This is a genomic window from Rhodococcus sp. 06-156-4 (assembly GCF_002259345.1).
In the GTDB taxonomy this organism is placed as follows: Bacteria; Actinomycetota; Actinomycetes; order Mycobacteriales; family Mycobacteriaceae; genus Rhodococcoides; species Rhodococcoides fascians_E.
In genome coordinates this window covers 306,694-330,656 of sequence record NZ_NPGB01000020.1, presented here as the reverse complement: position 1 = coordinate 330,656, position 23,963 = coordinate 306,694, and the positions used below count along the sequence as shown (strand labels likewise).

Annotated in this window: 20 protein-coding genes, 1 tRNA gene and 1 pseudogene; 14 read left to right on the top strand and 8 right to left on the bottom strand. The window is 62.0% G+C overall.

The genetic code is table 11. From position 1 onward, the window contains the following. Positions 1-393, top strand: a complete 393-nt coding sequence (gene acpS / locus CH290_RS15630; protein ID WP_019664957.1) for a holo-ACP synthase AcpS — start codon at positions 1-3, stop codon at positions 391-393. Between the two features lie 137 nt (positions 394-530). Here acpS and CH290_RS15625 read toward each other — a convergent pair whose 3' ends face one another. Then, positions 531-1,160: a TetR/AcrR family transcriptional regulator gene (locus tag CH290_RS15625; protein WP_019664956.1), complete on the bottom strand. Its 630-nt coding sequence runs from the start codon at positions 1,158-1,160 to the stop codon at positions 531-533. Between the two features lie 385 nt (positions 1,161-1,545). Here CH290_RS15625 and CH290_RS15620 point away from each other — a divergent pair, with 385 nt between their 5' ends. Then, positions 1,546-2,904, top strand: a complete 1,359-nt coding sequence (locus CH290_RS15620; protein WP_033190382.1) for a hypothetical protein — start codon at positions 1,546-1,548, stop codon at positions 2,902-2,904. Positions 2,905-2,964: 60 nt separating this feature from the next. Then, positions 2,965-4,311 (top strand): dipeptidase, encoded by a 1,347-nt coding sequence (locus CH290_RS15615; RefSeq protein WP_033190383.1) that lies wholly within the window; start codon positions 2,965-2,967, stop codon positions 4,309-4,311. Here CH290_RS15615 and bcp read toward each other — a convergent pair. Beyond that, the gene (bcp, locus tag CH290_RS15610; protein ID WP_033190384.1) at positions 4,300-4,773 is read right to left on the bottom strand and encodes a thioredoxin-dependent thiol peroxidase; all 474 of its coding nucleotides are present in this window, start codon (positions 4,771-4,773) and stop codon (positions 4,300-4,302) included. The two genes, CH290_RS15615 and bcp, sit on opposite strands and share 12 nt — an antisense overlap. 90 nt (positions 4,774-4,863) lie before the next feature. Here bcp and CH290_RS15605 point away from each other — a divergent pair, with 90 nt between their 5' ends. Together CH290_RS15605 and CH290_RS15600 are read left to right on the top strand one after the other, a co-directional pair. Further along, the gene (locus tag CH290_RS15605; RefSeq protein ID WP_020113319.1) at positions 4,864-5,085 is read left to right on the top strand and encodes a DUF3618 domain-containing protein; all 222 of its coding nucleotides are present in this window, start codon (positions 4,864-4,866) and stop codon (positions 5,083-5,085) included. An 89-nt stretch (positions 5,086-5,174) separates the two neighbouring features. Then, positions 5,175-5,248: transfer RNA gene (locus CH290_RS15600), tRNA-Lys, on the top strand. A 799-nt stretch (positions 5,249-6,047) separates the two neighbouring features. On the opposite strand, the gene CH290_RS15595 is transcribed toward CH290_RS15600, so the two are convergent. Further along, positions 6,048-7,082: a DUF5074 domain-containing protein gene (locus CH290_RS15595; protein WP_052083248.1), complete on the bottom strand. Its 1,035-nt coding sequence runs from the start codon at positions 7,080-7,082 to the stop codon at positions 6,048-6,050. Positions 7,083-7,250: 168 nt separating this feature from the next. Then, complete coding sequence (locus tag CH290_RS30540; RefSeq protein ID WP_052083250.1) at positions 7,251-7,895, bottom strand: DUF4190 domain-containing protein; 645 nt, start codon at positions 7,893-7,895, stop codon at positions 7,251-7,253. 875 nt (positions 7,896-8,770) lie between these two features. Between CH290_RS30540 and CH290_RS15585 the strand changes: the two genes are divergently transcribed. The 8 genes and pseudogenes from CH290_RS15585 to CH290_RS15560 all read left to right on the top strand — a co-directional run bounded on the left by CH290_RS15585 (position 8,771) and on the right by CH290_RS15560 (position 18,187). Continuing rightward, positions 8,771-12,313 carry a hypothetical protein gene (locus CH290_RS15585; RefSeq protein ID WP_141216205.1) on the top strand — a complete coding sequence of 1,181 codons (3,543 nt, stop codon included), beginning with the start codon at positions 8,771-8,773 and terminating at the stop codon, positions 12,311-12,313. Next, a complete protein-coding gene (locus CH290_RS30290; RefSeq protein ID WP_155295547.1) occupies positions 12,300-12,467 on the top strand; it encodes a hypothetical protein in 168 nt (55 codons plus the stop codon). The genes CH290_RS15585 and CH290_RS30290 overlap by 14 nt, the downstream gene beginning before the upstream one ends. Positions 12,468-12,585: 118 nt before the next feature. Then, positions 12,586-14,505, top strand: coding sequence for a DUF7380 domain-containing protein (locus CH290_RS15580; RefSeq protein ID WP_170947460.1), 1,920 nt, complete (start codon positions 12,586-12,588; stop codon positions 14,503-14,505). Between the two features lie 759 nt (positions 14,506-15,264). Continuing rightward, a pseudogene (locus CH290_RS31055) lies at positions 15,265-15,390 on the top strand (hypothetical protein); the annotation flags it as partial. 360 nt (positions 15,391-15,750) lie between these two features. After that, complete coding sequence (locus CH290_RS15575) at positions 15,751-16,449, top strand: SDR family oxidoreductase (RefSeq protein WP_033190604.1); 699 nt, start codon at positions 15,751-15,753, stop codon at positions 16,447-16,449. Beyond that, positions 16,446-17,018 carry an ester cyclase gene (locus CH290_RS15570; RefSeq protein WP_033190387.1) on the top strand — a complete coding sequence of 191 codons (573 nt, stop codon included), beginning with the start codon at positions 16,446-16,448 and terminating at the stop codon, positions 17,016-17,018. The genes CH290_RS15575 and CH290_RS15570 overlap by 4 nt, the downstream gene beginning before the upstream one ends. A 59-nt stretch (positions 17,019-17,077) precedes the next feature. After that, the gene (locus CH290_RS15565) at positions 17,078-17,266 is read left to right on the top strand and encodes a hypothetical protein (protein WP_019664883.1); all 189 of its coding nucleotides are present in this window, start codon (positions 17,078-17,080) and stop codon (positions 17,264-17,266) included. A gap of 36 nt (positions 17,267-17,302) precedes the next feature. Continuing rightward, the gene (locus CH290_RS15560; RefSeq protein WP_033190388.1) at positions 17,303-18,187 is read left to right on the top strand and encodes a LysR family transcriptional regulator; all 885 of its coding nucleotides are present in this window, start codon (positions 17,303-17,305) and stop codon (positions 18,185-18,187) included. Between the two features lie 185 nt (positions 18,188-18,372). Here CH290_RS15560 and CH290_RS15555 read toward each other — a convergent pair whose 3' ends face one another. Beyond that, on the bottom strand, positions 18,373-18,999 hold the full coding sequence (locus CH290_RS15555) for a TetR/AcrR family transcriptional regulator (protein WP_052083252.1): 627 nt from the start codon (positions 18,997-18,999) through the stop codon (positions 18,373-18,375). A gap of 203 nt (positions 19,000-19,202) precedes the next feature. Between CH290_RS15555 and CH290_RS15550 the strand changes: the two genes are divergently transcribed. Beyond that, positions 19,203-19,991: a hypothetical protein gene (locus CH290_RS15550; RefSeq protein WP_230621095.1), complete on the top strand. Its 789-nt coding sequence runs from the start codon at positions 19,203-19,205 to the stop codon at positions 19,989-19,991. A 43-nt stretch (positions 19,992-20,034) separates the two neighbouring features. On the opposite strand, the gene CH290_RS15545 is transcribed toward CH290_RS15550, so the two are convergent. The 3 genes from CH290_RS15545 to CH290_RS15535 all read right to left on the bottom strand — a co-directional run bounded on the left by CH290_RS15545 (position 20,035) and on the right by CH290_RS15535 (position 23,904). Continuing rightward, the gene (locus tag CH290_RS15545; RefSeq protein ID WP_033190389.1) at positions 20,035-21,132 is read right to left on the bottom strand and encodes a Glu/Leu/Phe/Val family dehydrogenase; all 1,098 of its coding nucleotides are present in this window, start codon (positions 21,130-21,132) and stop codon (positions 20,035-20,037) included. Between the two features lie 83 nt (positions 21,133-21,215). Beyond that, complete coding sequence (locus CH290_RS15540; RefSeq protein ID WP_033190390.1) at positions 21,216-22,523, bottom strand: NAD(P)/FAD-dependent oxidoreductase; 1,308 nt, start codon at positions 22,521-22,523, stop codon at positions 21,216-21,218. A gap of 154 nt (positions 22,524-22,677) precedes the next feature. Further along, positions 22,678-23,904 carry a PucR family transcriptional regulator gene (locus CH290_RS15535; protein ID WP_033190391.1) on the bottom strand — a complete coding sequence of 409 codons (1,227 nt, stop codon included), beginning with the start codon at positions 23,902-23,904 and terminating at the stop codon, positions 22,678-22,680. Positions 23,905-23,963 lie beyond the last annotated feature (59 nt).

Here is a 23,963-nt window from a genome sequence, read left to right as displayed (position 1 = left end):
ATGGCAATCCTGGGAGTAGGTTTCGACCTGGTGACCGTCTCCGACTTCGCCGAGCAGATGGAGAAGGCAGGCACGACGATGATCCGCGACAGCTTCACCGCGGGTGAGCGTCGGCACGCGGCGACGAAGAGTTCCGACCCGGCCCGCCACTACGCAGCACGGTGGGCCGCCAAGGAAGCCGTACTGAAGGCCTGGGCAACCTCGCGCTTCGCTCGGCCTCCGCAGATCGGAGACAATCCTTACCCCTTGATCGAAGTCGTCAACGACGCCTGGGGTCGACCTTCGATCAAACTGCACGGCATGGCTCTCGAATTCCTGCCGACGGTGAAGATCCACCTCTCCCTGACCCACGACGGCGACATCGCCGCCGCCGTGGCAATCCTGGAGGAATGAGTCAGTAGCTCAGCCCGACGCCGGTCCATCTCCGATGGACCGGCGTTTCGGCGTCTGGGCCCCCTTCACGGTGACCGAATGAACCGTTCGGTCACTCCAAGTGACCGAACGTCACGTTCGGTCCCGAAAACAGGGGGTCAGTCGACGGCGGCTGCGCCGGAGCGCCGGGATTGTTTCTCGGCGACGAGGAGGTAGGCCGTCATGATTTGTTTGAGTTCGGCGACGGCGTCCTCGTGGCTCTGGCCGTCCTGGACGGAGAAGTTGAGCATCGAGTAGACGACGTGCACCAGAACCTGGGCCATGAGGTTGCGTTTGGCTCGGGGAGTGCGCGGGGTCAGTGGTCCGAGCATCTTGGCGACCTGGTCGGCGAATTCGCGTTCGTGGATGACGCCGGTGGCGCGGGTCGACGGTGTCGATTGCATGGCCAGCCAGACTTCGCGTCGCGACGGGTCCGACATCCACATGCCGGCCATGTGGTCGACGAACTTGTTGAGGAATCGGAGCCAGTCGAGGGAGGGAACTTCGCCGTTGAATTCCGCGAGCTCCTGCTGTACGCCGACGAGGTCCTGCCGGTTCAGCTCGCAGACGATGACGTACTTGTTGGCGAAGAACTGGTAGAGCGTGCCGATGGGCAGTTCGGCCCGGGCCGCTACTTCCTCGCAGGTGAAGGACTCGAATCCGACGTCGCTGAGGAGATCCCTGGATGCGGCCAGCAGGGCGTCGAACTTACGTTGACTGCGTTCCTGCGTGGGGCGACGACGTGGCATCAGCTCCTGCGTCTGTGCGTTCGATTCGAGCGCAGCGTCGAGACGTCTCGCGGTTTGGGCGCTAGCAGAGGACTCCACCCACCCAGGCTAGCGGCCTGACGTGCCTGAACTCCACAACGCGCGGTAGCAGGTATCGAAGGACACCGTTGGACGGCGATCTGGTTGTCAACCGCAACATGCCCCCTTGTAATCGGCTTGTGTTAGGTAATAGGTTGTTTTCTGGTCAAGAAAACAATCGTTGGGTATGGTTCACATCCATAGTTACGTTTTCGTGCAGGGTGTGCGTCGCCGATCGCGTATCGGGGGCGCTCATGTCGGGAGCCTCACCCAAAGGCACAGGAGAACATACGTGGCGACCATTGGTCTTTCAGTCGAGTCAGGTGCGATGAATGCTGTCCTCTTCGATATCGAAGCGGACGCGGTTGTAGCGAGCCAGGTGACCTCGCTGAAGGGCGGTGCATCGACCTCGCTGCCCACCGCAGTGGAGGCGATGAAGGCTGTCGCCGCACGACGGCAGATCGACGTCGATGCAGTGGGGTTGGTCTACGGATCCGCCGACGAACGTGACGCGTTCGCCCGTGCGATCGATGAGAACGACCTCGACGGAATCCAGCTCGTGTCGGCGTCGACCGCATTTCTCGGTTGGCTTGCACGGTCGTCGGAGTTCGACGCCGCCCAGTGCGTGCTCCTCTACTACCTCGGTGCGAAGGGTGTGTCGATCTCTCTGGCCGATGCCTCCGACGCCAGCCTGTCCACGCCGAAGACTGCAACCCTCGATTCTCTGACGCCCGAGCGCATCGGCAGCACCGTCCCGCTGGCATGGGAGGTGCTCGACGAGGCGGGCCGTAAGCCCGACGCCGTCGCGCTGTTCGGTGATCGGTCCGAGAACAAGGATCTCGTCGACATTCTGAGCCTGGGCCTCGGAGTCCCGGTGGTGCACGTCGGCGACTCGGATCAGATCGCCGCGTGTGGCGCGAGCCTCGCTGTCGCGGGGGACGCCGACGAGGTGCTCCCGGTGGTCGTGGAGCCCGAAGCCTCGCTCGCACTCGACTCCGAGGCGTCGGAGACGCCTGAGCACGTCGCCGAGGCACCCGCCGATATCGCCGGTCGGGCCGAGCGGGTCGCCGTTCGATCCACCGTTGCCCCGGCTCCGCTGCTGTCGGCTGTTGCTCCGAACGTCGCGGTGCGGCGGATCGAACCCGCGTCCTCGTCGACGGGGTCCATTCCGCGAAAGAAGTTCGTGCTGACGGCCGCTCTTCTGGCCGGTGTGCTGTCCGGTGGTGTCGCGCTGGCGTCGACGCTGCCTGCGAACGCGCCTGTCGCCAACGAGGCGAGTACAACGACGGTTCCCGAGGTCGACGGCCTCGACACCAGCTTGGTCGGCGCAACGCAGTCCGTCGAGGTGACGCCGCCTGCGCCGCCCGCAGTGCCCGCTCCGTCGCCGGTTGTCATCGATCCGGTCACGCAGCAACCGATCGTGGTGGATCCGACGACTCAGCAGTGGACGATCGATCCGACGACGGGCGCAGCAGTGCCCGCCGAAGCGCTCACTCCGATTCCCGCAGCAGCGATTCCGCCCGCAGCTGCCGTGGTGCCGAAGGCGACGGTCGCGCCGCCGGAGTTCGCTGTTCCGACGATCGTTCCCGAGCCCGGCAAGTCTCAGGAGCAGCTCGAGCAGGAAGCATGGGATCGCCACTGGGCGCACACCGCCGAGTGGCTGCAGCAGGAGATCACCGGCAACTGACGTGTCGGGCCGCGGTGACAGAATGACCGGAGAGAATCGGTCGAGCTGTCAGGAGTCCTGATGTCGGATGTACGAGCACGGATCGCTGCGGACATGCCGCGCGCGTGGCGCGAACTCGCGGAGCTGGTCAAGTTTCGGTCGGTCGCCGACGAGCGCCAGTTTCCTCGCGAAGAATGCGTCGGAGCGGCGGAGTGGGTGCGCGACGCGTTCGTCGACGCCGGGCTCGAGACCGCGGAGCTGATCGAGACCGTCGACGGCTCGCTCGCGGTCGTCGGGCACCGCGCTGCTCCCGAAGGTGCGCCGACCGTTCTGCTGTACTCGCACTACGACGTTCAGCCTCCCGGTGACGACAAGCTCTGGTCCAGTGCGCCTTTCGAGCTGACCGAGCGTGACGGCCGCTGGTACGGCCGCGGTGCGGCGGACTGCAAGGGCAACGTCGTGATGCATCTGCTTGCGCTACGGGCGTTGGGCGACGAACTGGGCGTCGGGATCACCGTCGTCTCCGAGGGTTCCGAGGAGATGGGGACCGGGGGATTGGAGCATCTGGTCCTCGAACGGCCCGAGCTGTTCGCGTCGGACATCATCGTCGTGGCGGACACCGGCAACGCCGCCGTCGGACAACCGACGGTGACGACGACACTCCGCGGGATCGCGAACGTCGTCGTGCGTATCGACACGCTCGAGGGCGAAGTCCATTCCGGGATGTACGGGGGACCGGCGCCCGACGCCTTGGCCGCCCTCGTTCAACTGCTGTCCACGTTGCGTGACGCGCACGGCAACACCGTCGTCGACGGGTTGACGACGGACCAGACGTGGGACGGCATCGCCTACGAAGCAGATCGGTTCCGCGCCGACGCCGGGGTGCTCGACGGTGTCGAGCTGGCCGGCTCGTCGACAGTCGCGGACGCGGTGTGGGCTCGGCCGGCGCTCACGGTGTTGGGAATCGATTGCCCGCCGGTTGTCGGGTCGGCGGCGGCAATCTCGCCGACGGCGTCAGCCCGCCTGAATCTGCGTGTGCCGCCCGGAATCGATGCGCAGCAGGCGCAGGATGCCTTGACGGCTCATCTGAAGGCTCACGTGCCTTGGAACGCGCGGATCACCGTCGAACCCGAGGCAGTGGGATCGCCGTTCGAGGCGAGGACCGACGGTCCGGGGTATGCAGCGCTGGGCGATGCGTTGGCCGAGGCGTTCGGTATGCCGGTGGCTGCAGCAGGGCAGGGCGGATCCATTCCGCTGTGCAACGTTCTGGCAGAAACGTTTCCGAAGGCCGAGATCATTCTGATGGGCGTGGAGGAGCCGCTGGCGAGAATCCACGCGCCGAACGAAAGCGTCGACCCCCGAGAGATCGAAAATCTCGCGGGGGCCGAGGCTCTGTTCCTGCAGAAGTTGGGTGCGTCAGACCGATAGGTCGCGGCGGAGCTTGGCGACGTGGCCGGTGGCTCGAACGTTGTACTGAGCAACTTCGATCTTGCCGTCCTCGTCGACCAGGAACGTCGAGCGGATGACGCCTTCGTAGACCTTGCCGTAGTTCTTCTTCTCGCCGAAGGCGCCCCATGCCTTCAGCGTCGTCTTCTCCTCGTCGGACAGCAGCGGGAAGTTCAGGCCTTCCTTGTCGCGGAACTTGGCGAGCTTCGCGGGCTTGTCCGGGGAGATGCCGACGACTTCGAGGCCTTCGCCGTTGAGTTCGGTGAGGCTGTCACGGAAGTCGCAGGCCTGCTTGGTGCAGCCCGGCGTACTGGCAGCGGGGTAGAAGTAGACGATGACTTTCTTGCCCGCGTAGTCCGCGAGGGAGACGTCGTTACCGTCTGCATCGGGCAGAGTGAACGCGGGCGCCGGGTCGCCGGCCTCGAGCTTCTTGGTGTCGGTCACCAGACGAGACTAACCACCGAGCCGGTCCGAGACACGCAGTGCTTTAGGCTCGACAGTGACAGCCAGGATTTGCAACAAGTTGGAGGACACGTGGCCAGGGACACCGACAGAATCGAGCGCGAGATCGAGGCAGCTCGGAACCAGCTCGCCAGCACCCTGGACGAGCTCAGCGTGCGGGCCAGCCCCAAGCGAATCGCGGAGAACACCAAGCAGAGCATCGTTGCCAAGCTGAACGAGCCGCCGGTGAAGTTCACGCTCATCGGTGTCGGTGCAGTAGTCGCCGTACTCGTCGTGCGCAAGATCTTCAGCTGACACAGGCCCTCTGACCAGGCGATTTCACAACTGGCAGTTTCTCCTGTTAATGTTTCTCCCGCACCGCAGAGAACACGCGGTGCGGATCGGCGCCATTAGCTCAGTTGGTTAGAGCAGCTGACTCTTAATCAGCGGGTCCGGGGTTCGAGTCCCTGATGGCGCACGTCAAGTGCCCCTGAGCAGCGTTTACGCTGGTCAGGGGCACTTTTTTGTAGTCTCGGTATGTCTGGGCGTCCGCAAGCTTCGCAGGAACGGACGACTCTATGACCTGCGGATCCGTAAGTGGCGTAGGGCGTTCCGGAGACTTGACTCCCAATCGCAAATACTGGGAGTCAAGTCTTCGGCTCCTACCGCTCTGACCTGCGTAGACATAGATTGTGATAGTCCGCAGCGCAGCCAAAGGACGGTGATGGACCCACAACCCATCACTTACTCATCATTTTGGAAACGTGGCCTCACCTGAACGCTAGTGGCTTCTCACGAATCTGCCGGACAAGCTGGCCGTCGGTGTCTTCCGCCGGGCACGCCAAAGAGCCATTCAATCCGAGGCTCGCGGATTGGAAAGATGCATGTGCCGGCCGGCCCATGCGATAGGAGAACCCGGAGCGTTGGGGAGGCGATCGCAACCTGGCAGCGGTGCGTGCCGAGGACTGCCTAGGCGTCTCGCGATCACAAACTCGTGGCTGAGGCACGTGCACCCTGTTGGCAGCAGCGTTGATGGACCGTCTCGCTGAGCCAGCGCTGTGTCTGCACTGACGGTGTGAAATTGAAGGTTTCTCGCCGGACCCCTCGCGTCGACATTCGCGGCCCCGAGCCAAAACGCGAGCGGCAAGGACGATTCCTTGTTTACGGTGCGGCGTGTGCCTGACGCCGCCAGACTAGACAGGAGAGGGGCGCTCCGATCAACTGCGACGCCAACGAGCAGGTGCGCCGCCGATGCCCGACGATTCTGTTGTGTGCCGCTATCCGCCGAAGGATCCGGTTGGGATGCAGGCTATTCCGGTGCATGGCTGGGCGGCGGTGGTCAGCACGCTGACCGAGGCGGCTTCACCGTTCGTGACGTAGGCGGTGGTGTTGTCGGGGAGGGCGATGGCGCCACCGGGTCGTGCACCGACCGGGACCGTCTTACGCGAGCCCGGATCGGTGGTGTCGATGATCGCGGTGGTGTCGGTGTCGGATTGGTTCACAAAAATCGTCGATCCGTCGGGGGTAACGGCGATTCCGGTCAGGGTGCCGCCGCCGACCGCGATGGTGTCGATGACGGTGTTGGTCGAGGTGTCGATGACGACGACGGACTGGCTGGTTCCTTCGACCGCGAACACCCGCCCGGCAGCCGAAGTGATTCCTACTGGGATCCCTCCAGTCGGGATCGTCGCGACAACGGTGTCGGTGGCGGAATCGATCGCAGTGACGGTGCCGGATCCTGCGTTCGTGACGTAGACGGTGTCATCGAGTGCTGTTGCCAGGACTGGGTTCTTTCCGACGGGCACTGTCGATTCGACGGTGTTGGTTGCGGTGTCGATGACCGAGATCGTTCCGGATGTGGGACTGGCAACGTAGACGCCGTCGCCGGAGGCGGTCATGCCGATCGAGTTGGGCTCGACGGCAATGTCGTCGATGACCATGTTTGTCTGCGGGTCGATGACGTAGACGGTGCCAACGTTGCTCACGGCGTAAATATCGCCTGTGGGGGCGACCGATATCCCCGTAACGGATGTCGGGGTTGCTGCGCCGGCAATGACGGTGTTGGTTGCGGTGTCGATGATGTCGATCCCGTCGCCTGCGGTGACGTACAAGTGCGCGGCGTCGGGGCTGAGGGCAAATTGGTTCGGGACGTCGCCGACAGCGATGGTGGAGGAGACGTGCCACGCCGATGCCGGCGCAGCGCTCGCAGTTGCTACCTGAACAGTGGCGAGTACGGCGGCTGCCAGGACCGCTAGGCGAGAGATACGACGCTGTGGACGAGCTGAGGCTGGCAGGCGGGCGGGCTTGTTCACAGGGGCGGTTCCTTCGCAGTTCAACGGCTAGTCAACGATTTTCAAACCTATTGGTCCGAATGGTTGTTCGTCTAGCGAAAGAGTAAGAAAAGTCCGAACGCAGGGTCGGGGATAGATTCGTGGGCACTTTGCTCGGGTCGAGTGTGCCAAGTCCCGAGTCGGGCGGGATTACGGTCCAGGGACCCAATACCCGTCGTCGACGACGCCGTTGGATACGCACACCATGTCGACGCCGTCCGGTGAGACTGCAATTCCGGGTGCCGATGGATCACACGACTCACCCTGCTCGGCGTAGGCAATGATCGGTGCCGAGCGCACCCACCGTGCCGTGCTTCGTCCTGCGTAGGCGCACTTGAGGAAGGTGCCGTCCGAAGATGTGGCGTGGTTGTCGACCGCGGGATCACAGGATTCGTCGACGGCGGGGAGGGCGAGGGGAGGTTCCTCGGTCATCTCGATCGTCGTCTCTGCAGCCGGGGGAGTTGTCAGGGAAGGAACGACTACCGAGGCGGGCGGCGCTTCAGCCGGTGTCGCGGGAAGAGAATAGTCCTGATAAACCGCCGCGTTGGTCGAGTCGTCGGCGGTCAGACCTGTGCCGAAGCCGTAAACGACGGTCGCGACCACGAGGGCCTCGATCGCGCCGAGCACGACAGCGGCGATCGCCAGTCCGCGCCCGGCGGGACGCCAGAACGCCAGAATCCCGAACACGATCGCGACGGGGAACAGTCCCAGAAGCGCTGCAACGAGAGCGATCACGGCGTAGGGGTTGATCGGGTCGACTGTCTTGCCTTGGCTCTTGCTCAGATCGACGGTCATTACCGCGGCACTCCATTCAGCAGGTTTATGGTTCTGTGACGCTAGGCCGTCGGCTTCGGCCCCAGGAAACTACCGGTAGGTAACCATTTGAATGAATGAATGAACGTAGTAGTCCTGAGGCGTAATGATGTGCTGATGGTGCCGAACCTTGTTGTCGCAGTCGATGCTCGGAAGCTAAGTCGTCTCCGTGGATCCGAACGGTCGCTGAGCACTCCGGCGCCATGGCACGTTGCGCGAGAATCGCAGGCTTGTTGTCCAAACTCTCGGTGCGGGGGCGGTATTTCAGTCGGGCTCGTCCATGTTGCGTAAGCAAGGGCGATGGGCAAGAGCGTGATGCCGCCGATGATGACTCGGTGAAGTTACGGGTGACAGAGTGCCGAAGACGCTGGCGCGGTCGAACCGAGCATACGACACGCTTCATCTGAAGGCGTCGCACCTGATCCGTTTCAGGAGACTCGACCACCGGAGGGCGAGTCTTGGACCGTCGCGAGCGAGAATTATCGCGGCTTACTGGTGAACCTGGCGATGATGGACAGCAGTCGTCGCATCGCGAATCAGATCATCGCGAAGAGCGAACCTTCACCAGATCGAATGCGAAGATGTCCGTTACGCACTTCGCTGCGCAGGTTCACCTGCATCGCATGTCTGCGTTCCGCACTTGTTTCGCAGCCAGTTGCGCACCAGTGCAACGTATTTCGGATGCTTCCTCGTTGCGGTCGATCGGATTCGTCGGCTATTGTGTGATGCGACTGTGCGGAGTGCGGGTCCCTGGCTTGTTCTGTTGATGGCCTGAGCTACTGCATCGTGCAGATAGTTCGAAGCTAAGAAATTTGGCGTGCGCCGTCGACTGCGCGGAGTGCGGGCGGTGAACGGCGGTGGAGACGGAGAATGAGGATGAGTCTGTGAACTTATATGAGCGTATCGCCGCGTCTTTGGCAGACACGTCTGTGCGAATCAACGCCACGGTCTTCGAAGAGTGTGCGACAAGCCTGTTGAGTGCAATGTACTCGAACCTGGTACCGGTGCGTGGGGGATCCGATTCTGGCCGTGACGCTGATCTAATCCAGTCGCCTGGTGATGATCCGGTGCGTATAGCAATCACGTCATCACGAACAGAGAATGGGGCTAGGTCGAACCTTCGGACCGCGATGAATTCACTCACTGAGCACGGTCTTCCCGGGAAGTCGCTGGTATCCGTCAGTTTGGCGGAGCTCAACGAGTCGAAGCGTCGCAAACTTCAAGAACTTGCGGAAGGCGCCGGATACCGCGTGCAGGCGATCGTGGATCGGAGCTTCTTCGCTGACCGACTTCTCGTAAACGGTGAGTGGCGGAAGAAACTACTCGGCCTGCGTGGTGGTCCATTCTCGCTTTCCCGAGTACCCGCGTCGATCACGTTCGGCGCGTCTGCGCCGAGCCTCGTCGGACGGGATGGTGTTCTGGCTCAGCTTCAATCGTTGACGAGTGACATTGTCGTCTGGGGTCTGCCGGGAGTGGGGAAGTCCGCTCTGCTGAGCAAGATTGACGGTCTGTACTTCGTCGAAGGCATACCCGACGACGAGCAATTGATGGCAGACATACTAGAGACGCAGCCGTCCTGCATAGTGGTCGATGATGCCAGGCGGAGGTTGGCTGTCCTCGATCAACTCACCGTCATTCGCAGACAAGAGCAGCTTGTCTTCACGGTTGTCGGCGTCTGCTGGCCTCACGAACGAGATGAGGTGGGAGCGTCGCTTCCCGATAGCGTGGAGTTCGAAGTTGAACCGTTGATTCGATCTGATATCGCAAAGATCGTTCGCGACCGTGGAGTCGATGGCGAGATCGAACTGGCGCAGATTTTGGACCAGGCGCAGGGTCGGCCGGGATGGGCTGTCTACCTCGCTGATCTGACACGCGCAGACGGTGGATTGCCGGGTGTCTACAGAGGGACCGCGCTTCACACCCGTGTCCTCACCTACTTGGGGCGGGCGGGTCTACGGACCGCGGCCCGGGACGTACTTGCGCTGATCGCTCTACTTGGCACACTGCGTGATTCGGAGATATCGGGACTCGCCGGACAACTGGGACAAGGAAGGGCGGTGCTGACACAGGCAATCAACGAAGTCGCCGTCGGAGGGTTGCTGGACGTGGACCACCAACTCGGTTCAGGGGGTGAGTACGAGAACACCTACAGGGTTGCCCCCGAGATACTTGCCGTCCCGATCGCGGTGGAATACTTCTTCGGTGGCACCACGCCCGTGATTTCAGTCCAGGAACTCTTCGAGACATGGTCCCAGAAACGACTCGAGATCGCCCATTCGGTCGTGCGGTGCGCAGTGGCGGGGGCAACGGATGCAGACCCGACCGCGCGCAAACTCTTTGACCTCGTAATTGACGATGTCGATGTTGCTGGCGCGCGCGACCCATTGCTAAAACAGTTCTTGCACCTTGGTCCGGCGGAAGCAAAACACGTCGTGGATCGGAGGGTCGCAGAGTGGCGTGCGAGTGTCGTGGATTCGGCTGGCACCAAAAGGGCCGCCTTCGACGGGGTTGCCGGGTCGGTAGGCGCGGCGATAGCGCATCTGTATGTGTTCGAGGTCGTGGAGGTCGCCGCCGACGTCGCGAGGCAGATTCGCCAGGCGGGTGAGGATCCCAAGTCTTTCTGGACTCGTGTCGTCGACAAGGTGCGCGGATTCGGCCCGGAGGGCACCATCCAGGTGGGTCTGCTGACAGAGATGTGGGTGCGAATCCAGAGGTGGATTGAAGACGACGGCGGAGTGCTGTCTGAGCGCACCTCGGTCGCGGTATCCGCTCTACGCCAGTTGCTCCGTCCGACGTTCGATGCGAGTTGGATGAGCGCCGAAGACCTCAATGTAGCTCGAATGGTCAGTGCGACATTGCCCAGTGACGCGATGTCGACGCTTCGGGACCGAGTGTGGGAGCCGTTCGCAGCCCAACCGAGCAACCTCACGCGCTCTGACCTCAAGACACTCGTCGACCTTGCCAGCGAGTGGTCACGTGTCGCGCGCGGGCTCGAATCGCGCTCCAACCAGCCAATCTCCGAGGACGAGGCATCTATTGCAACTGTGGTGGCGATCTCCATCGCGGATTACGTCGTCGACGCAAGCGCTGACTACCCCGGACTTCGCGCTCAGGTACGCGCCCTTGCTGAGCCGTTGGGTAAGGACTATCCCGAGACGGACCCACTGCTCGCGTTCCTATTCGAAGCACGGCCATCCGGCTTTAAGTGGGAGCAGTGGCGCAGCCACACGGACCAACAAGCCCGTATACACGTCGCCCCATACCTTCTCCAAGACCCAGAAGTCTTGTGCGAGCGATTGGCACTACTCAAGCCCGAGTTCGACCGAAGCGACTGGGGTGTCGCGAACCGCTTGTACACGGTATTCGCGGCGATCGCTCGCTCTGACGTCCGGTTAGTGTCGTGGCTAGAGGCCGCACGAACCTACGGCCTTCTACGCGAAGCGCACTCTGTGCTCAGTCGTGCACTCGATGATTACGCACTCGAAGACGACCTCTTCATCGTGCTACTTGACGAACCGTCCGTCCGCGGCACTCTAATGAACACTGCGGTGTCAGAGCGACACGCCAATCGCTATTTCGACCTCATCGAACCAAGAGCTACCCCGCAGGACATCGCTGAGCTTGAACTGGTAGTACGCCGGAACGAGCACGCGGAAAGCGCGGTCAAGAAATTGCTGATGTCTGACCGGCCGGACGTTCAGGCAGCCACTGCAGCAGCCCTGCTGGCTACCAGCGACGATGACGGCGAGTTCCTAACTCCAGAGCTGGAGCCGCTGTGGGCTTCGGCGATCGCGCAACTCGAAGTGCCAATGCAATTCCATCTGCATGGAGACCACGAGTTCTTCGACAAGCTGCTCGTCAGGGCTCCTCATGTCTATGAGGAGGTGTTCATCGGTGCGATGAGAAGGTCGTCCACTGCCGATGTTTTCACCGTCCTAGATGCTTTCGATCATTCCGGTTACAAGCTGGACATCGACGCCAAGACTCGAATCCTAGAAGCGTGTCCTGTCGACGCAGCTCGGCGCAGGGTGTTCTGGGCACTGAACGGTGGAGACAGCAAATGGGTAGCTCACCTCCTTGACACGCACGTCGTAGACACCGAGTTCGTTCTACACTCTGCCAACAGCATTGGGCCGGCCATACCAATCCATGACCTGGCTCGCATTCTCGTCCCGAGGGGAGTTCCTCCCGGCCAGATCGCCAACCTGATAGAACTTGGCACTCACTGGGGTGAACGCCACGAACGTATCGCCGGTCATCTCGAGCAGATGAAAGAGTACGCACAATCGCCCAATCCGTCGGTCTCCTCAGTCGGACGAGCAGGCATCGAACTATTTGCACCGCAACTGGAGTCCGCTCGTCGGCAGCACAAACTGAGGATGATTCGTGGACGACGTTAATGCAGCAGTCTTTGCTTTAGTGATCAACGCGATGGTCAAAGTCACCGTGATCGAACCTCTTTCTCGCGTTAGGAAGGCTTCGGAAGTAAAGAGGCGGAGTGGAATCGGCGGTGTGCATGTCCAGTACAGAAATACAGGTGCTGAAATACAGTGATTGAAAACAACTGTTGCTATCCGTCGTTCGAGATGGGGCCACATCGAGAATTGTGGTGACGGTCCGGTGTCTTCGCGGCACTGTGGCAAAGCGCTGGATGGGCGGAAGGATCCTACGAATGAACCTGAGCGACACCGGCCGCGTCGCCAGCGACGACCTGATTGATCCCTCATGGTGGGAGGATGTGCTGGAATCAGTATCGGCAGACTCCTACGAACTTCCAGAACTACTGTCGCCAGACCTCGCGAATGCGGCCAAGGATCCGGCAGTGACTGGCTTCAAAGAGCTTGTGCTTCAGGTGCTCGCAACAGCGTCGTCTGCGATGCTCAATTCCAACGACTGGTCGGAGCCGTACACGCCGGCAATGCAGCTCGGCGGCCGACGGACGCCGCTGCCGTCAGATCTCGAAGCTAGTCACGTGGCTTTGCTGGCGCGGATCGTCCCACTCGTCAAGCACGACAGTCTTCGAGCTCGGGCCGCTGACGTCGCCTGGTTTTATGGGAACCGATCCGATGTCGCGACACTGGATCTGGCAATCGATGCCTATCGGTCAACACCGTTGTCTCAAGAAGTGTGGTTCAGATATGGAAGAGATGCGTGGATACGGGCCCTAGAGCTGGCGATTCGGCGCGGCCCAGAAGGGGCGGTCAGGGCGCGTGAGATGACGGATGTGTTGATCGGAGAGGTAATTAAGGGCCAGCTCGCCGAAAACTTCAGAACTGTGCAGATTGCTGAGACCTTGCGTCTGCACGGAATGGTTGATGAGAGCGGACGCGCAGACATCTATAGATCGTTGGTTCAACTTGCAACGCAGGCGGTCGATCCAAACCCTCGGCTGTCCCGACACCTGGAACGCGAAGCGGTAACGTGGCTGCCCAAATCCGACGGTGCAGCAAAGAATGCAGCGTTTGAGCGTATCGCACATACATACATTGCCGAGGCCGACGCCCGGGTGAAAACGGATCTAGTATCAGGTGCCTTCGTTGAGGGCTCGTTCCTTGAGAAAGCAATCGCGATCTTACGAACGATCCCGCGCTCATATCGCGCTGCCAACGAGCTCGACGAACTCATCGAACAGCTTCGTCGCCGACTGCGCGAGAGCCGCGAAGCCTCGGTCGAACTGATGATGCGCATCCAATCAGATCCAGTGGATTTGACCGACTACGTCGCGTACGCGCGATCGCAGGTATCAGGGCATGCCGACAAGTTCGACGCGCTGGCATCATTTGCGAAGCTCGCGCCGCCGATGGACGAGGCACGGACTCGCGAGACAGCTGCGGAGATGCTCGAAGGCAGTATCAGCCACCTCTTCCGGTCGGAGACCATCTCATCCGACTTCCGGAAAGTGGCCTCGACACCCGGTTCTACTCAAGGTGCCGACGCGGCTGCAGTCTGGGGGGAGATGGTCCGAACGGTGGGCTTCCATTCCCAGCTGGTCGCGACGGGAGTCATTCAGCCTGCCCAAGAGATTCTCACAACGGACCATCGATTCGGCCGACAGTACATGGTGTCATTGTGTTCCGAGTCGCCGCTTGTTCCCGCAGGCCATGAAACGCTCTGGGCCGATGGTCTGACACTCGGTCTAGCCGGGAATTACGGTATCGCGATATCAGTCTTAGTTCCGCAGTTGGAACACGCTGTCCGAGTAGCGCTTCAGTCCAATGGCGTGTACACGTTATTTGTAGACGAGCGAGGGGTAGAAAGCGAGAAGAGTCTCAACGCGCTCCTCGATATGACAGAGGCTGCGGAGATCTTCGGTGCTGGGATGGTCATGGAGATGCAGGCGTTGCTTGTCACTCAAGGTGGGCCGAATTTACGCAACGACGTTGCACATGGTCTTCTGACCGACGCCTCCGCGTGGAGCTATTCTGCGATGTACATATGGTGGTTTTGTCTACGACTGGTGATGTACCCGGTCATCGAAATGGTCGCCGACGCTCGACAGCGGGCTTCGGACGTAACCGCAGGCCGTGCCAGCGAAGCAGGAGATCCGGAACCAACTGCGGACGGCGCATCGGAACCGGACGCTACCTCCTGACCGTGCAAGCAGCTGTGCCGCCGGCTTTCCCCGTCTGGCAAGGTGGACTGCCGACAGGTGGTGCCCTGGTCACCGTTTGAGGAGGGTGGTGGCAATAACTACCCATAGGGCCCGGGATGGCATGCTCTGGACGTATCGGATCGTCTGAAAACCTGGTCCAATCCACCTGGAGGTCGGAGGAGGCCGGCGGGTAGTTCCGACAGATTCGTTGGGTGGTCCGGGGTTCGAGTCCCTGATGGCGCACCCAGAAACACCCCGCCACCAGCCTGAAGCTGGGGGCGGGATGTTTTGGTTTCTGGAGATTGCAGCCCAGCTCATCACCTGCAGCAGCTGCTGCTGGTCACATCTGGTCCAGGCCGGGCTAATAGTGAGAGCTCGCCGCGGTCCGTTCGAGCCTCACGCTCAGTTGAGTCAGGGCCGAGATTTCAAGAACCGCTCTGGGCGGAGTTTTTGTCATTTTGCGGAAGATGGGAAGCAGTCGGAAATCGACCTCCGGACCGCCTCGAGAGTGGGGGCTGCGGGGCGGGCTTCCGCATGCGCGCCGCTTTACGTGCCACCGACCCCGTCGTTGGCGATATCTGACGACGGTTACGCCGACGGATGTCGTCGTCGAGATTCGTACCCACGCGCCCAAGTTCGAACAGGTCCGTACCCCATTGGGACCTCCGTCGCCCAGCCTCGTGTCGGGCTCCTTCATCTCTCTGAACAGTTTCTCGAAGCGTTTCCGCACGTGCTTGTGCATGACCTACCACGAACCCGACGAGTCGCATCGAGTTCACACCGCGTGATGCCATCATGCGGTCCGACGGTGCCGCGCTGGTGGCGTCCGGGATTCCGGCCGGTGAGCGACTACGGTCGACATTTGGTTCCCACGGTGTCGGGTGAGAGCGATTCGATGGACAGTGTTGCTCGGCAACGATTCTCGGCGACATGTACACCAAGTTCATCGAATCCTGTTTCAACGGAGACGACTTGAACTGCGACACCACCGCACTGTTCCCCGTGATCGGGTACGAGGAGGCCGCGGCTACCGCGCACCCGAGCTCAGGCCGGCGGCAGACCACTGAGCGACGCTGCGTCGGCTACCGCTTCACTCGACGGCGATGAGTTCGATCAATTCGTAGATCAGGCGAGGATGGCCGGTATCGAAGGTATCGATGGCAATGAGCGAAAGTATCGATTGTTCGACGGTCGCTCTCTTGCTTCACTCGAATGGCACACATACACAACGAAAGGGTCATTCGAATGCGAGTACTTCTGATCGGCGGAGCGTCGGGGATCGCCCGGTCCATTGCGTCGTCTGTTCTCGACGGCGGCGGTGAGGTGGTCCTCGCCGGCCGACGCCGTGAGTCTCTCGACGCAGCAGTCGCTCTGTTGGGTCCGGGAGCGAGTGCGGTGGTGATGAATCTCGCGGACGAGTCTTCCATCGCGCAAGCAGTCTCGTCGGTGGGCTCGGTCGACCACGTCATAAGCCTCGCCGCCGATCATGCGAACGGACCCATCGCCGATCTTGACGGCACCGCAGTCCGAAACGCATTCGACGCCAAAGTGATCGGACCGATTCTGCTGGCGAAGCACTTTTCGCCGCAGTTGCGAGAGGGGGGTTCGTTCCTGTTCTTCTCCGGTGTCGCTGCGTGGAGACCTGCGCCCGGCCTGTCGGTAATGGCGACGACGAACGGGGCGGTGGCGTTCCTGACCGAGGCGCTCGCAGTCGAACTTGCACCCGTCCGCGTCAATGCCCTGTCACCTGGGATCGTGGATTCGGGGGCCTGGGACTCTATGGGACCGGGGAAGGACGAACTGTTCGCGGATACGGCGCGCACCAACCCCGTCCGCAGAGTCGGTCGACCGTCCGACATCGCGGCCGCTGCACTGTCTTTGCTGACGAACACCTTCGTCACCGGCGTCACCCTGCACGTCGACGGGGGAGGGCGGTTGGCATGAAACTCCTCACGGCAATGGCTGCCCTGGTGGCCGTGACGCTGCCACTGATGGCGTGTTCCGCCCGTGCGACAACCACCGACCGGCCTCTGGTGGATTCTGCGGTCGACCTGGTCGCACCGGGGACGATGAACGTCGGCGATGCACCGGTTACGGACCGGACCCGTGAGGTCGTCCGTATCGCGCAGACGCTGTACACGTTCTGGAATACCGGTGATAAGGGGTATCTCGACCGAGCGGTGGACCCCGGCTTCGTCGACAACACGCTGCCGCCAGGACGCCCGCAAGGCCCAGCGGGACCCGTCGCGGCGTCGGACACGTTCCGCGCTGCGGTGCCCGACTTGACGTGCGAGCTCGTCGATCTGTACGTCACTGGTGACACCTTCACCGCACGGTTGATCTTCCGGGGTCATTTCACCGGCACGTACGACGGTCGCACCGGCACCGGACAACCGATCGAATTCGGTGCGATCGACATCCAGCACGTCGGTGATGCTCGCATCGACTCGGACTGGCACCTCGAAGACAACCTCACCTTCCTCCGACAAGCCGGACTCGTCGCGGTCGGCTGACCGAACCGAGCCGAGCCGCCACCATCGCACACCATTACTTACGACAGGAGCTGACACACATGAACGTCGACCCGAGGATCAGAATGGCCGCAGGCATCGTCATGGCCGTGATCTCCTACGTCGTCGCCGTCACGAACTTCATCGACGGAGACATTCGGTCCGGCGTAATCCTCACGCTGATCGGCATCTTCTTCAGCACGATGCTCGTTCAGACGACAAGCCGCTACCTGAAAAGGGATTCAAGCTAGAGGCGTCGGACTGTCGCCGTAGAATACGCTCGACCGATGCCGACTCTGCGAGCCCTCGAATGCTTTGTCGCCGTGGTGGACGCCGGTTCTGTGACCGCCGGGGCAGCGAAGTTGAATCTCTCACAGCCTGCGCTGTCTCATCAGTTGGCGTCGTTGGAAACGGAAATCGGCACCCCGCTGCTGGAACGGCTCCCGCGCGGGGTTCGGACGACCCCGACCGGCCGCGCATTGCTCGACGATGCGCGGGCCGCACTCTCAGCTGCCGACCGAATCGTCCGGATCGGACGAGCGTCGGCTGAGGGACGCGAAGGCCGGTTACGGCTAGGGTGCGCCGAAAGCATGACTGTCCCAGTCCTCGCGCCCACGCTACGAAAATGGACGAGAAAGTATCCGCACATCGGACTGGACCTGACCGAGTTCGCCAGCGCGGATGCGATGGCGGACGCACTCTCGTACGGCGACATCGACCTCGCAGTCGGTCCGGCTTCGACGCAGTTCACCGGCGTCACCCACGTGATCGGGACGGAAGACATCGTAGCGGTGATTCCGGAGGGGCTCGATCTCGCCGACGAGCCCGCCATCTCGTGGACCGATCTCGCCGGAAGACCGATCGTGCACTACCACCCGTCGAACGGTCTACGCGGGTGGTTCGACTCCGTCGCGACAACCCACGGCGTCGAGCTCGATGCTGTCACCCATTCCCGGAACGCCACCACAGCAGCACAACTCGCCCACGCGGGCCTCGGAATCGCGCTCGTTCCGACCACCGCACTCCCCGCGCGGTTCGCCGGCATCGTCACCCCGATGCGGCCACCGCTACAACGCGCGGTCGTCGCGATGGTCGGAACGCGCACGGACGCACTGACCCGCCGATTCGTCGACGACCTGCTGGCGCGGGGAATGGGAGCGCGCCGCAGCTGATCGGCGCCCGCCTAGGTGCCCCGGCCGGCAGAACCCAAGCGCTGCACACCCCGATCGAGCACACAGACAGGGCACCGGATGACGGCGAAAAAGACGTGCGGCTACCGGCTCATCACGACGTCCCCTCACATCGTCGACACCACTCGGCGGTGCGGTGACTGTCGTTGTCGCAGCGGGGGCACCGCTCAGGAAGTTGCACCGTACAGGACCAAGGTGTGGTCGATGCACTGCTCGATGAAAGCGCGGTCCAGGGTCTCGTCGATGACGAGCAGTCTGAAATACATCGGTGCGCAGAGTGTTTCGAGTAGCGAACGGGGATCGGTGTTCGAGGGCAACTCTCCCCGTTCGAGGGCTCGGGTGATCACGTGGGAACTCTGTTCGAATCGCTCGGTCCAGAACCGGTTTCGTGCGGCGCTGACGTCCGGATCGGTAGACAGGGCGATGGTCGTGCCGATCAAACGCGTGATGCCTGGCCGTGAGATCAGCTGCGCTATCTGGGCGGCGACCACCATCAGGTCTCCGCGCAGGGTTCCCGTGTCCGGGACAGGATTATGGGTAGCTGCAAGATCCGTGACAGCGTCGGCGATCAACGCGGTTCGAGTACCCCACCGGCGATAGACGGTCGTCTCGGCGACGCCGGCGCGTGCGGCGATGTCGCCGATGGTCAATCCTTCGATACCGTGTTCGCGGGCTTGGTCCAGAGTTGCGGTGAGCACCGCCTCGCGCACACGTGCCGATCTGCCGCCGGTTCTCCTACGCACCTCGCCGTCACCCGCCGCGGATTCAGGGATGTCGTGTGTGGCCCGGTCCATGGGCTCTGTTTCTACGCTAGATGCCTGCCAGGATCCACTTACACCCTGTTCGGGGCGGTTGAGGGGAACCGTTCGACGAACCCGAGCACCTGCCCTCTTGCGGTAAAGGATCCTTAACGCAATAATTGCTGGCGTTAAGTCGCTCATCTTCGGTCGCCTACCACCGGAGTAGCTCGATCACGCGTCTGAGATGGGGAATGAAGATGAAAGAGTCGCTGGACATTCGGGCCACCATCGGGGCGAGAACGGTGTCTCGACAGCGTGTGCTCGAGTGGGAGTCCGCCCGCGCAACGAAAGTGCTCACCACATTCGCGGCCAAGCTGGGGGAGCGGGCGATGCGCGAGCTGTCGCCGAATCAGTCGGTCCAACAGCTCCTGTCGACCAACCTCGCCGAGCAACGGTCTGCATTGACGCGATTGAAATACGAACTCGGACATGCCGGGATCTACGCTGCGCTCCGACGCGAGATGGCAGTATCGGAGCGCCTCACGCGTATCGGTGTTGCCGCCAGTCGCGGCCGCACCCGACATGCCGTGACACGGCTGCAGGTCCCAGGGGTGGACGCTGAACGCTCCGTGGAGTGGTTCGACAACTTGACCATCACCAATGCAGAAACCGACATGCTCGACGCGTGTCCCGATCACTACCTTCTGCGGGGGCTGCCCGACGGGCGCCAGGAGGTCATCGAGACGACGGGCGGATCGCCTGCGGCAAGCCGCTTCTTGGTCGACTACACCCGAACGGCGTCGTTGACGATCGAGATCGATCACGACTATCCCATCCAGGTCGCGGGATCAGCTGTTCTCGATGACGGTCTGGTCATCGGCGGTGTGCGACATCAATTTCGCAATGTCAACGGAAACCTCGACGCTGTGCTGACGGTGCAGTTTCCTGGCACGACACCGGCAAGACTGATCGCAGAACATCAGTGGCATCTCGCCTGCGAGTTCAGCAACTGGATCGAAGCGGCCCACCGGTCTGTAGCAACCTGAGGCAACCCGGGTCTCGACTGGCGTGCTTTAGCGCGGAGACCGGTCACACCCCGTTCCGTTCGAGCCGGAGGCGTGCGCCAGCGATTCGGTCGGCAGCCTCGCCTGGGGGAACACTGTCGGAGCGGGAGCGGTCGAGAATCGACAACACCGTGTCGTAGATCCTCTCTACGCGGTGGCGGACCCACTGCGCGTCGACACCGTCCTTTTCCCCCGCAACCTGGATGAGTCCGCCGGCGTTGGCAACGTAGTCGGGCACCCACAGCACACCCTTGCTGTGCAGATACTGGCCGACGTCCGCAGTCCGGAGTTGGTTGTTTGCTGCGCCGCACACGATAGATGCGGTCATCCTGTCGGTGGAAGCGACGGTGACGGTCGCACCCAGCGCGCAGGGGGCATACACGTCCAACTCGGCGTCGAGAACATCGTCGCAGACGACGATCGAAGGGAAGCGGGCTGCAACAGCGCGCACTGCCTCGACGTCGACGTCCGTCGCGATGACGTTCGCCCCTGCTCGCACCAGCAAGGCGATCAGCTCGGAGCCGACCTTTCCCACGCCTTCGACCCCGATCACACGATTCGTGAGATCGGGCGTGCCCCAGGTCGAGGTGGCCGCGGCACGCAAGGATTGGTAGACGCCGAGAGCAGTCATCGGACCGCTGTTGCCGGAACCGCCCGCGGCCGCCGACCGTCCGACCACGTGGGCAGTCCGTTCTCCGATGACGTCGAGGTCGTCTGCGCCGGTGCCGACGTCGCCCGCAGAGATGTATCGGCCGCCGAGAGTGTCGATGAAGCGTCCGTACGACCGGAGCAAAGCCCGGGTCTTGATGTCCCGCGGATCGCCGATGATCACGGCTTTGCCGCCACCGAGTGGAACGCCTGCGATTGCCGCTTTGTAGGTCATCCCACGTGACAAGCGGAGTACGTCCGTCAAAGCGGCCCCCTGGTCCGAGTAGGGGTAGAACCGGGTGCCACCCAGGGCGGGACCCAGGGTGGTCGAATGGATCGCGATGATCGACTGCAGGCCCGTGGCGTGATCCTCGCAGAAGACGACCTGCTCGTGTGGCAATCCCTCGAGTGCATCGGTCCGGTCGAAGACTGTTGTGTCTGCGGCGCCCGCGACGGATTGCGTGCTGAGTGTCATGTTCGAAAGCCCTTCCGAAGAATCATCGTGCATGAGTTCAGGTGTTGGTGCGGTGGTCGACCGATGTGGTCCAGATGCATTGCCTAACCCAGGACAGTTCCGGTGGACTCGGTATTGAATTCCCTGCGCCTGGAGAAGGATCCGAGATGTATCTGCACACCGGTGTGCGGACCCGTGTAGACAACTGGATCGAGATCGTGGTCGTGCCCCGCCTCGACTTTCTCGATCAGAGTAGCCAGCATTCGGCCGACGACAGGTGCGTTCTTGAATTGATTACCGCTGGTGCCCATCGCTACGTAGTAGCCCGGTCGATCGGTCTTGTCATAGATCGGGGTCCAGTCCGAGGCAGCGTCGTACACGCCGGCAATTCCTTTGGGCTGGGACGGTACCGGCAAATGTGGAAGACGCCGAGCTGCTCTGAGGACCTGCGCCTGAAAACGAGCGGCAGTGCGGTTCGGGTTTGCGGTGTCGGGGTCGTCGATCCATTCCAGTGGATCGCACTCGGGCTCGGTACCACCTATCAGAAAGCCACCGCCGTGTTCTGGTCGCATATAGGTTCCCAGATCGAGATCGGCGATCATCGGCCCGAGTCGCGCATGGTGGTTGTAGCCTTTCGGCGCCGAGACATGATGAACCTCCTGCCTGAGGGGGCGAACGGTGACGGTGAAATCTGATCCCACTCCTGCCATTGCGTTCAGCGCATTCGACCACGGCCCAGCAGCGTTGACCACGACCGAGGTTTCGACGGTGTCGCCGTTGTCCAGTCGAAGGGCCCACTGCCGCGAGGCCTGTTGTTCGATGCCGATCACTGTGGTGCGGAACGAATGGATCGCGCCTTTCGCTGCCGCGGCAGCGCCCAAGTTGGCCGCCGCAAGCTGGGGGTCGTCGACGAAGCCGGCTTCAGGTGTGAACACCGCTCCGAGCGAGGTGTGGGTGTCGGCATAGAATTCCTCGCTGTCAACAGGTTTGGGAGGGTAGTAAGACCCGACATCGATTCCTGGGATCCGATCGCCCAACGTTTTCGAGTCCCACAGCTCGTACTTCACCCCGATCTTGTCGAAGAGTCGAACCGTACGTTCACGTGGGGCGAGGTCCACATCGAGGAATACCATTCCACATTCGTGGAACTGGGCAATTGGTCCGCGGGCGGAGTCGTCCAGATGTTCGCGCCAGCTCTTCCAACAGTGCGCGGCCTCCCATGCTGCAGCCATCCCGTCGTACGTCGAATAGTTGTAGCGTATGACCGCGCTGGAGGCGCTGGTGGAACCGAACCCGGAACCTCCCTCCTTGTCGAGGACCAGGACTTCGTAACCACGAGCAGCAAGTTCGTAAGCGATGGAGTTGCCGATCACCCCGGCTCCCACAACTATCGCATCGGTCGATCGGGGCATCGTTCCTCCAGATTTGTTGTGGCGACGGTGTACACGAAGCGAACCGCTACAACCACAAGTTTTGCCTAGACCGGAGGGCGACGCTATCTCCATTTGTGGATACTTCGGTTGACTACGAACAGAATTTGTCGCGTACGGCGCCCGTACGGAACAGTCAGCCGATCGACGAGTCGTGTGCTTCGGCTATGGACTTCATCTTCAAGCCGAGGTGCAGAGAGAGTCGGTCGTCGCCGTTGTCGAAACTGCAACCGGTGATCTGCTCGATGCGTTTGAGTCGCTGGTAGAGCGTCGCACGGTGAATTCGCAGCAGTTCCGCGGTGCGTCGAATATCGCACGCATTGTCGAAGAATGCGCTGAGGGTAGTCGTCAGTACCTGTTGCTTGTCCGCGGCTTCGAGTGCCTTCACAGGTGAAACCTGTGTAGCTCCGATGATTTCGTCACGGGACAGTCGCAGTAGGACGTCGTAGGGACCCAGGTGGCCCCATCTCGCCACGTCGCCGAGCGAGGGGACGAGCAGTGCAGCGCGAACTGCGGCCGTCGCGCTGCGATAGGCGCGGTATACCGCGCCGAGCTCGTTCACGGTGTCGCCGACGCCGAGGACGAATCGACTGTCCCGACCACTCAGTTGGCGAAAGCGATAATCCGCGCGTTCGGTGACGCGCTTCAATTGTTGTGGCGTCGGAATATTCTCGAATGCAAGAAGGATCCACGCGCGGGACTTGTCTGCCACCATTAGACCGGCGCCGGTCGGAAGAGTGTCCAGCGCTTCCTGCATCGCGACCTGTACCGCTATGTCGTCCGATGCTTCTACCGAGTGTGCAGTGTCGCGTTGCGCTGCGATGACCTGATAAAGCATCGGTCGCGGGGCGAACAGCTGGTCGGTGACTACATCCTCGACGGCCTGCGTCCTGACCTCTGGAGTTGAGCTGACGAGGTTGCGGAGAATCGATTCGCGACGAGCATTCGAACGCTCATGACGCAGAAGTCGTTCGTACAGCACAATGCCCGCGCGCGAGGCAGTGTCCTCAGCCATTTCGACGTCGGACTCGGTCAGAGGGTTCTCTTCACTGTCGATCAGCCAGAGGAAACCGAGAAGCAGACTCTTGCACCGCACAGGTACACAGAGTCGCTTCTCGCTCCCCGGCACATCGGGCCGCGCGCTACCCGGTTTGATCCAGGTGCCGATGCCGAGAGCGAGAAGTGGCCGCGAAACCTCCTCGGGTACCGCTCGATTCAGAATCGATGCGACGCGCAGGGAGTCTTCGTCGCCGAAGTGTCGACTGGACGCAAGGAGTCGGATGGACGGGTCGTCGATGGCCACAGAACGGCGGAGTCGCCCGGCCAGGTCGTCGACGAGGAGCTGCAGTTCGTCGATGGACATGTGGACTCTCCTCGCAACTCTCGACAGGCACCTTGATGCTAGTGCAGCGCGGTCCGAGA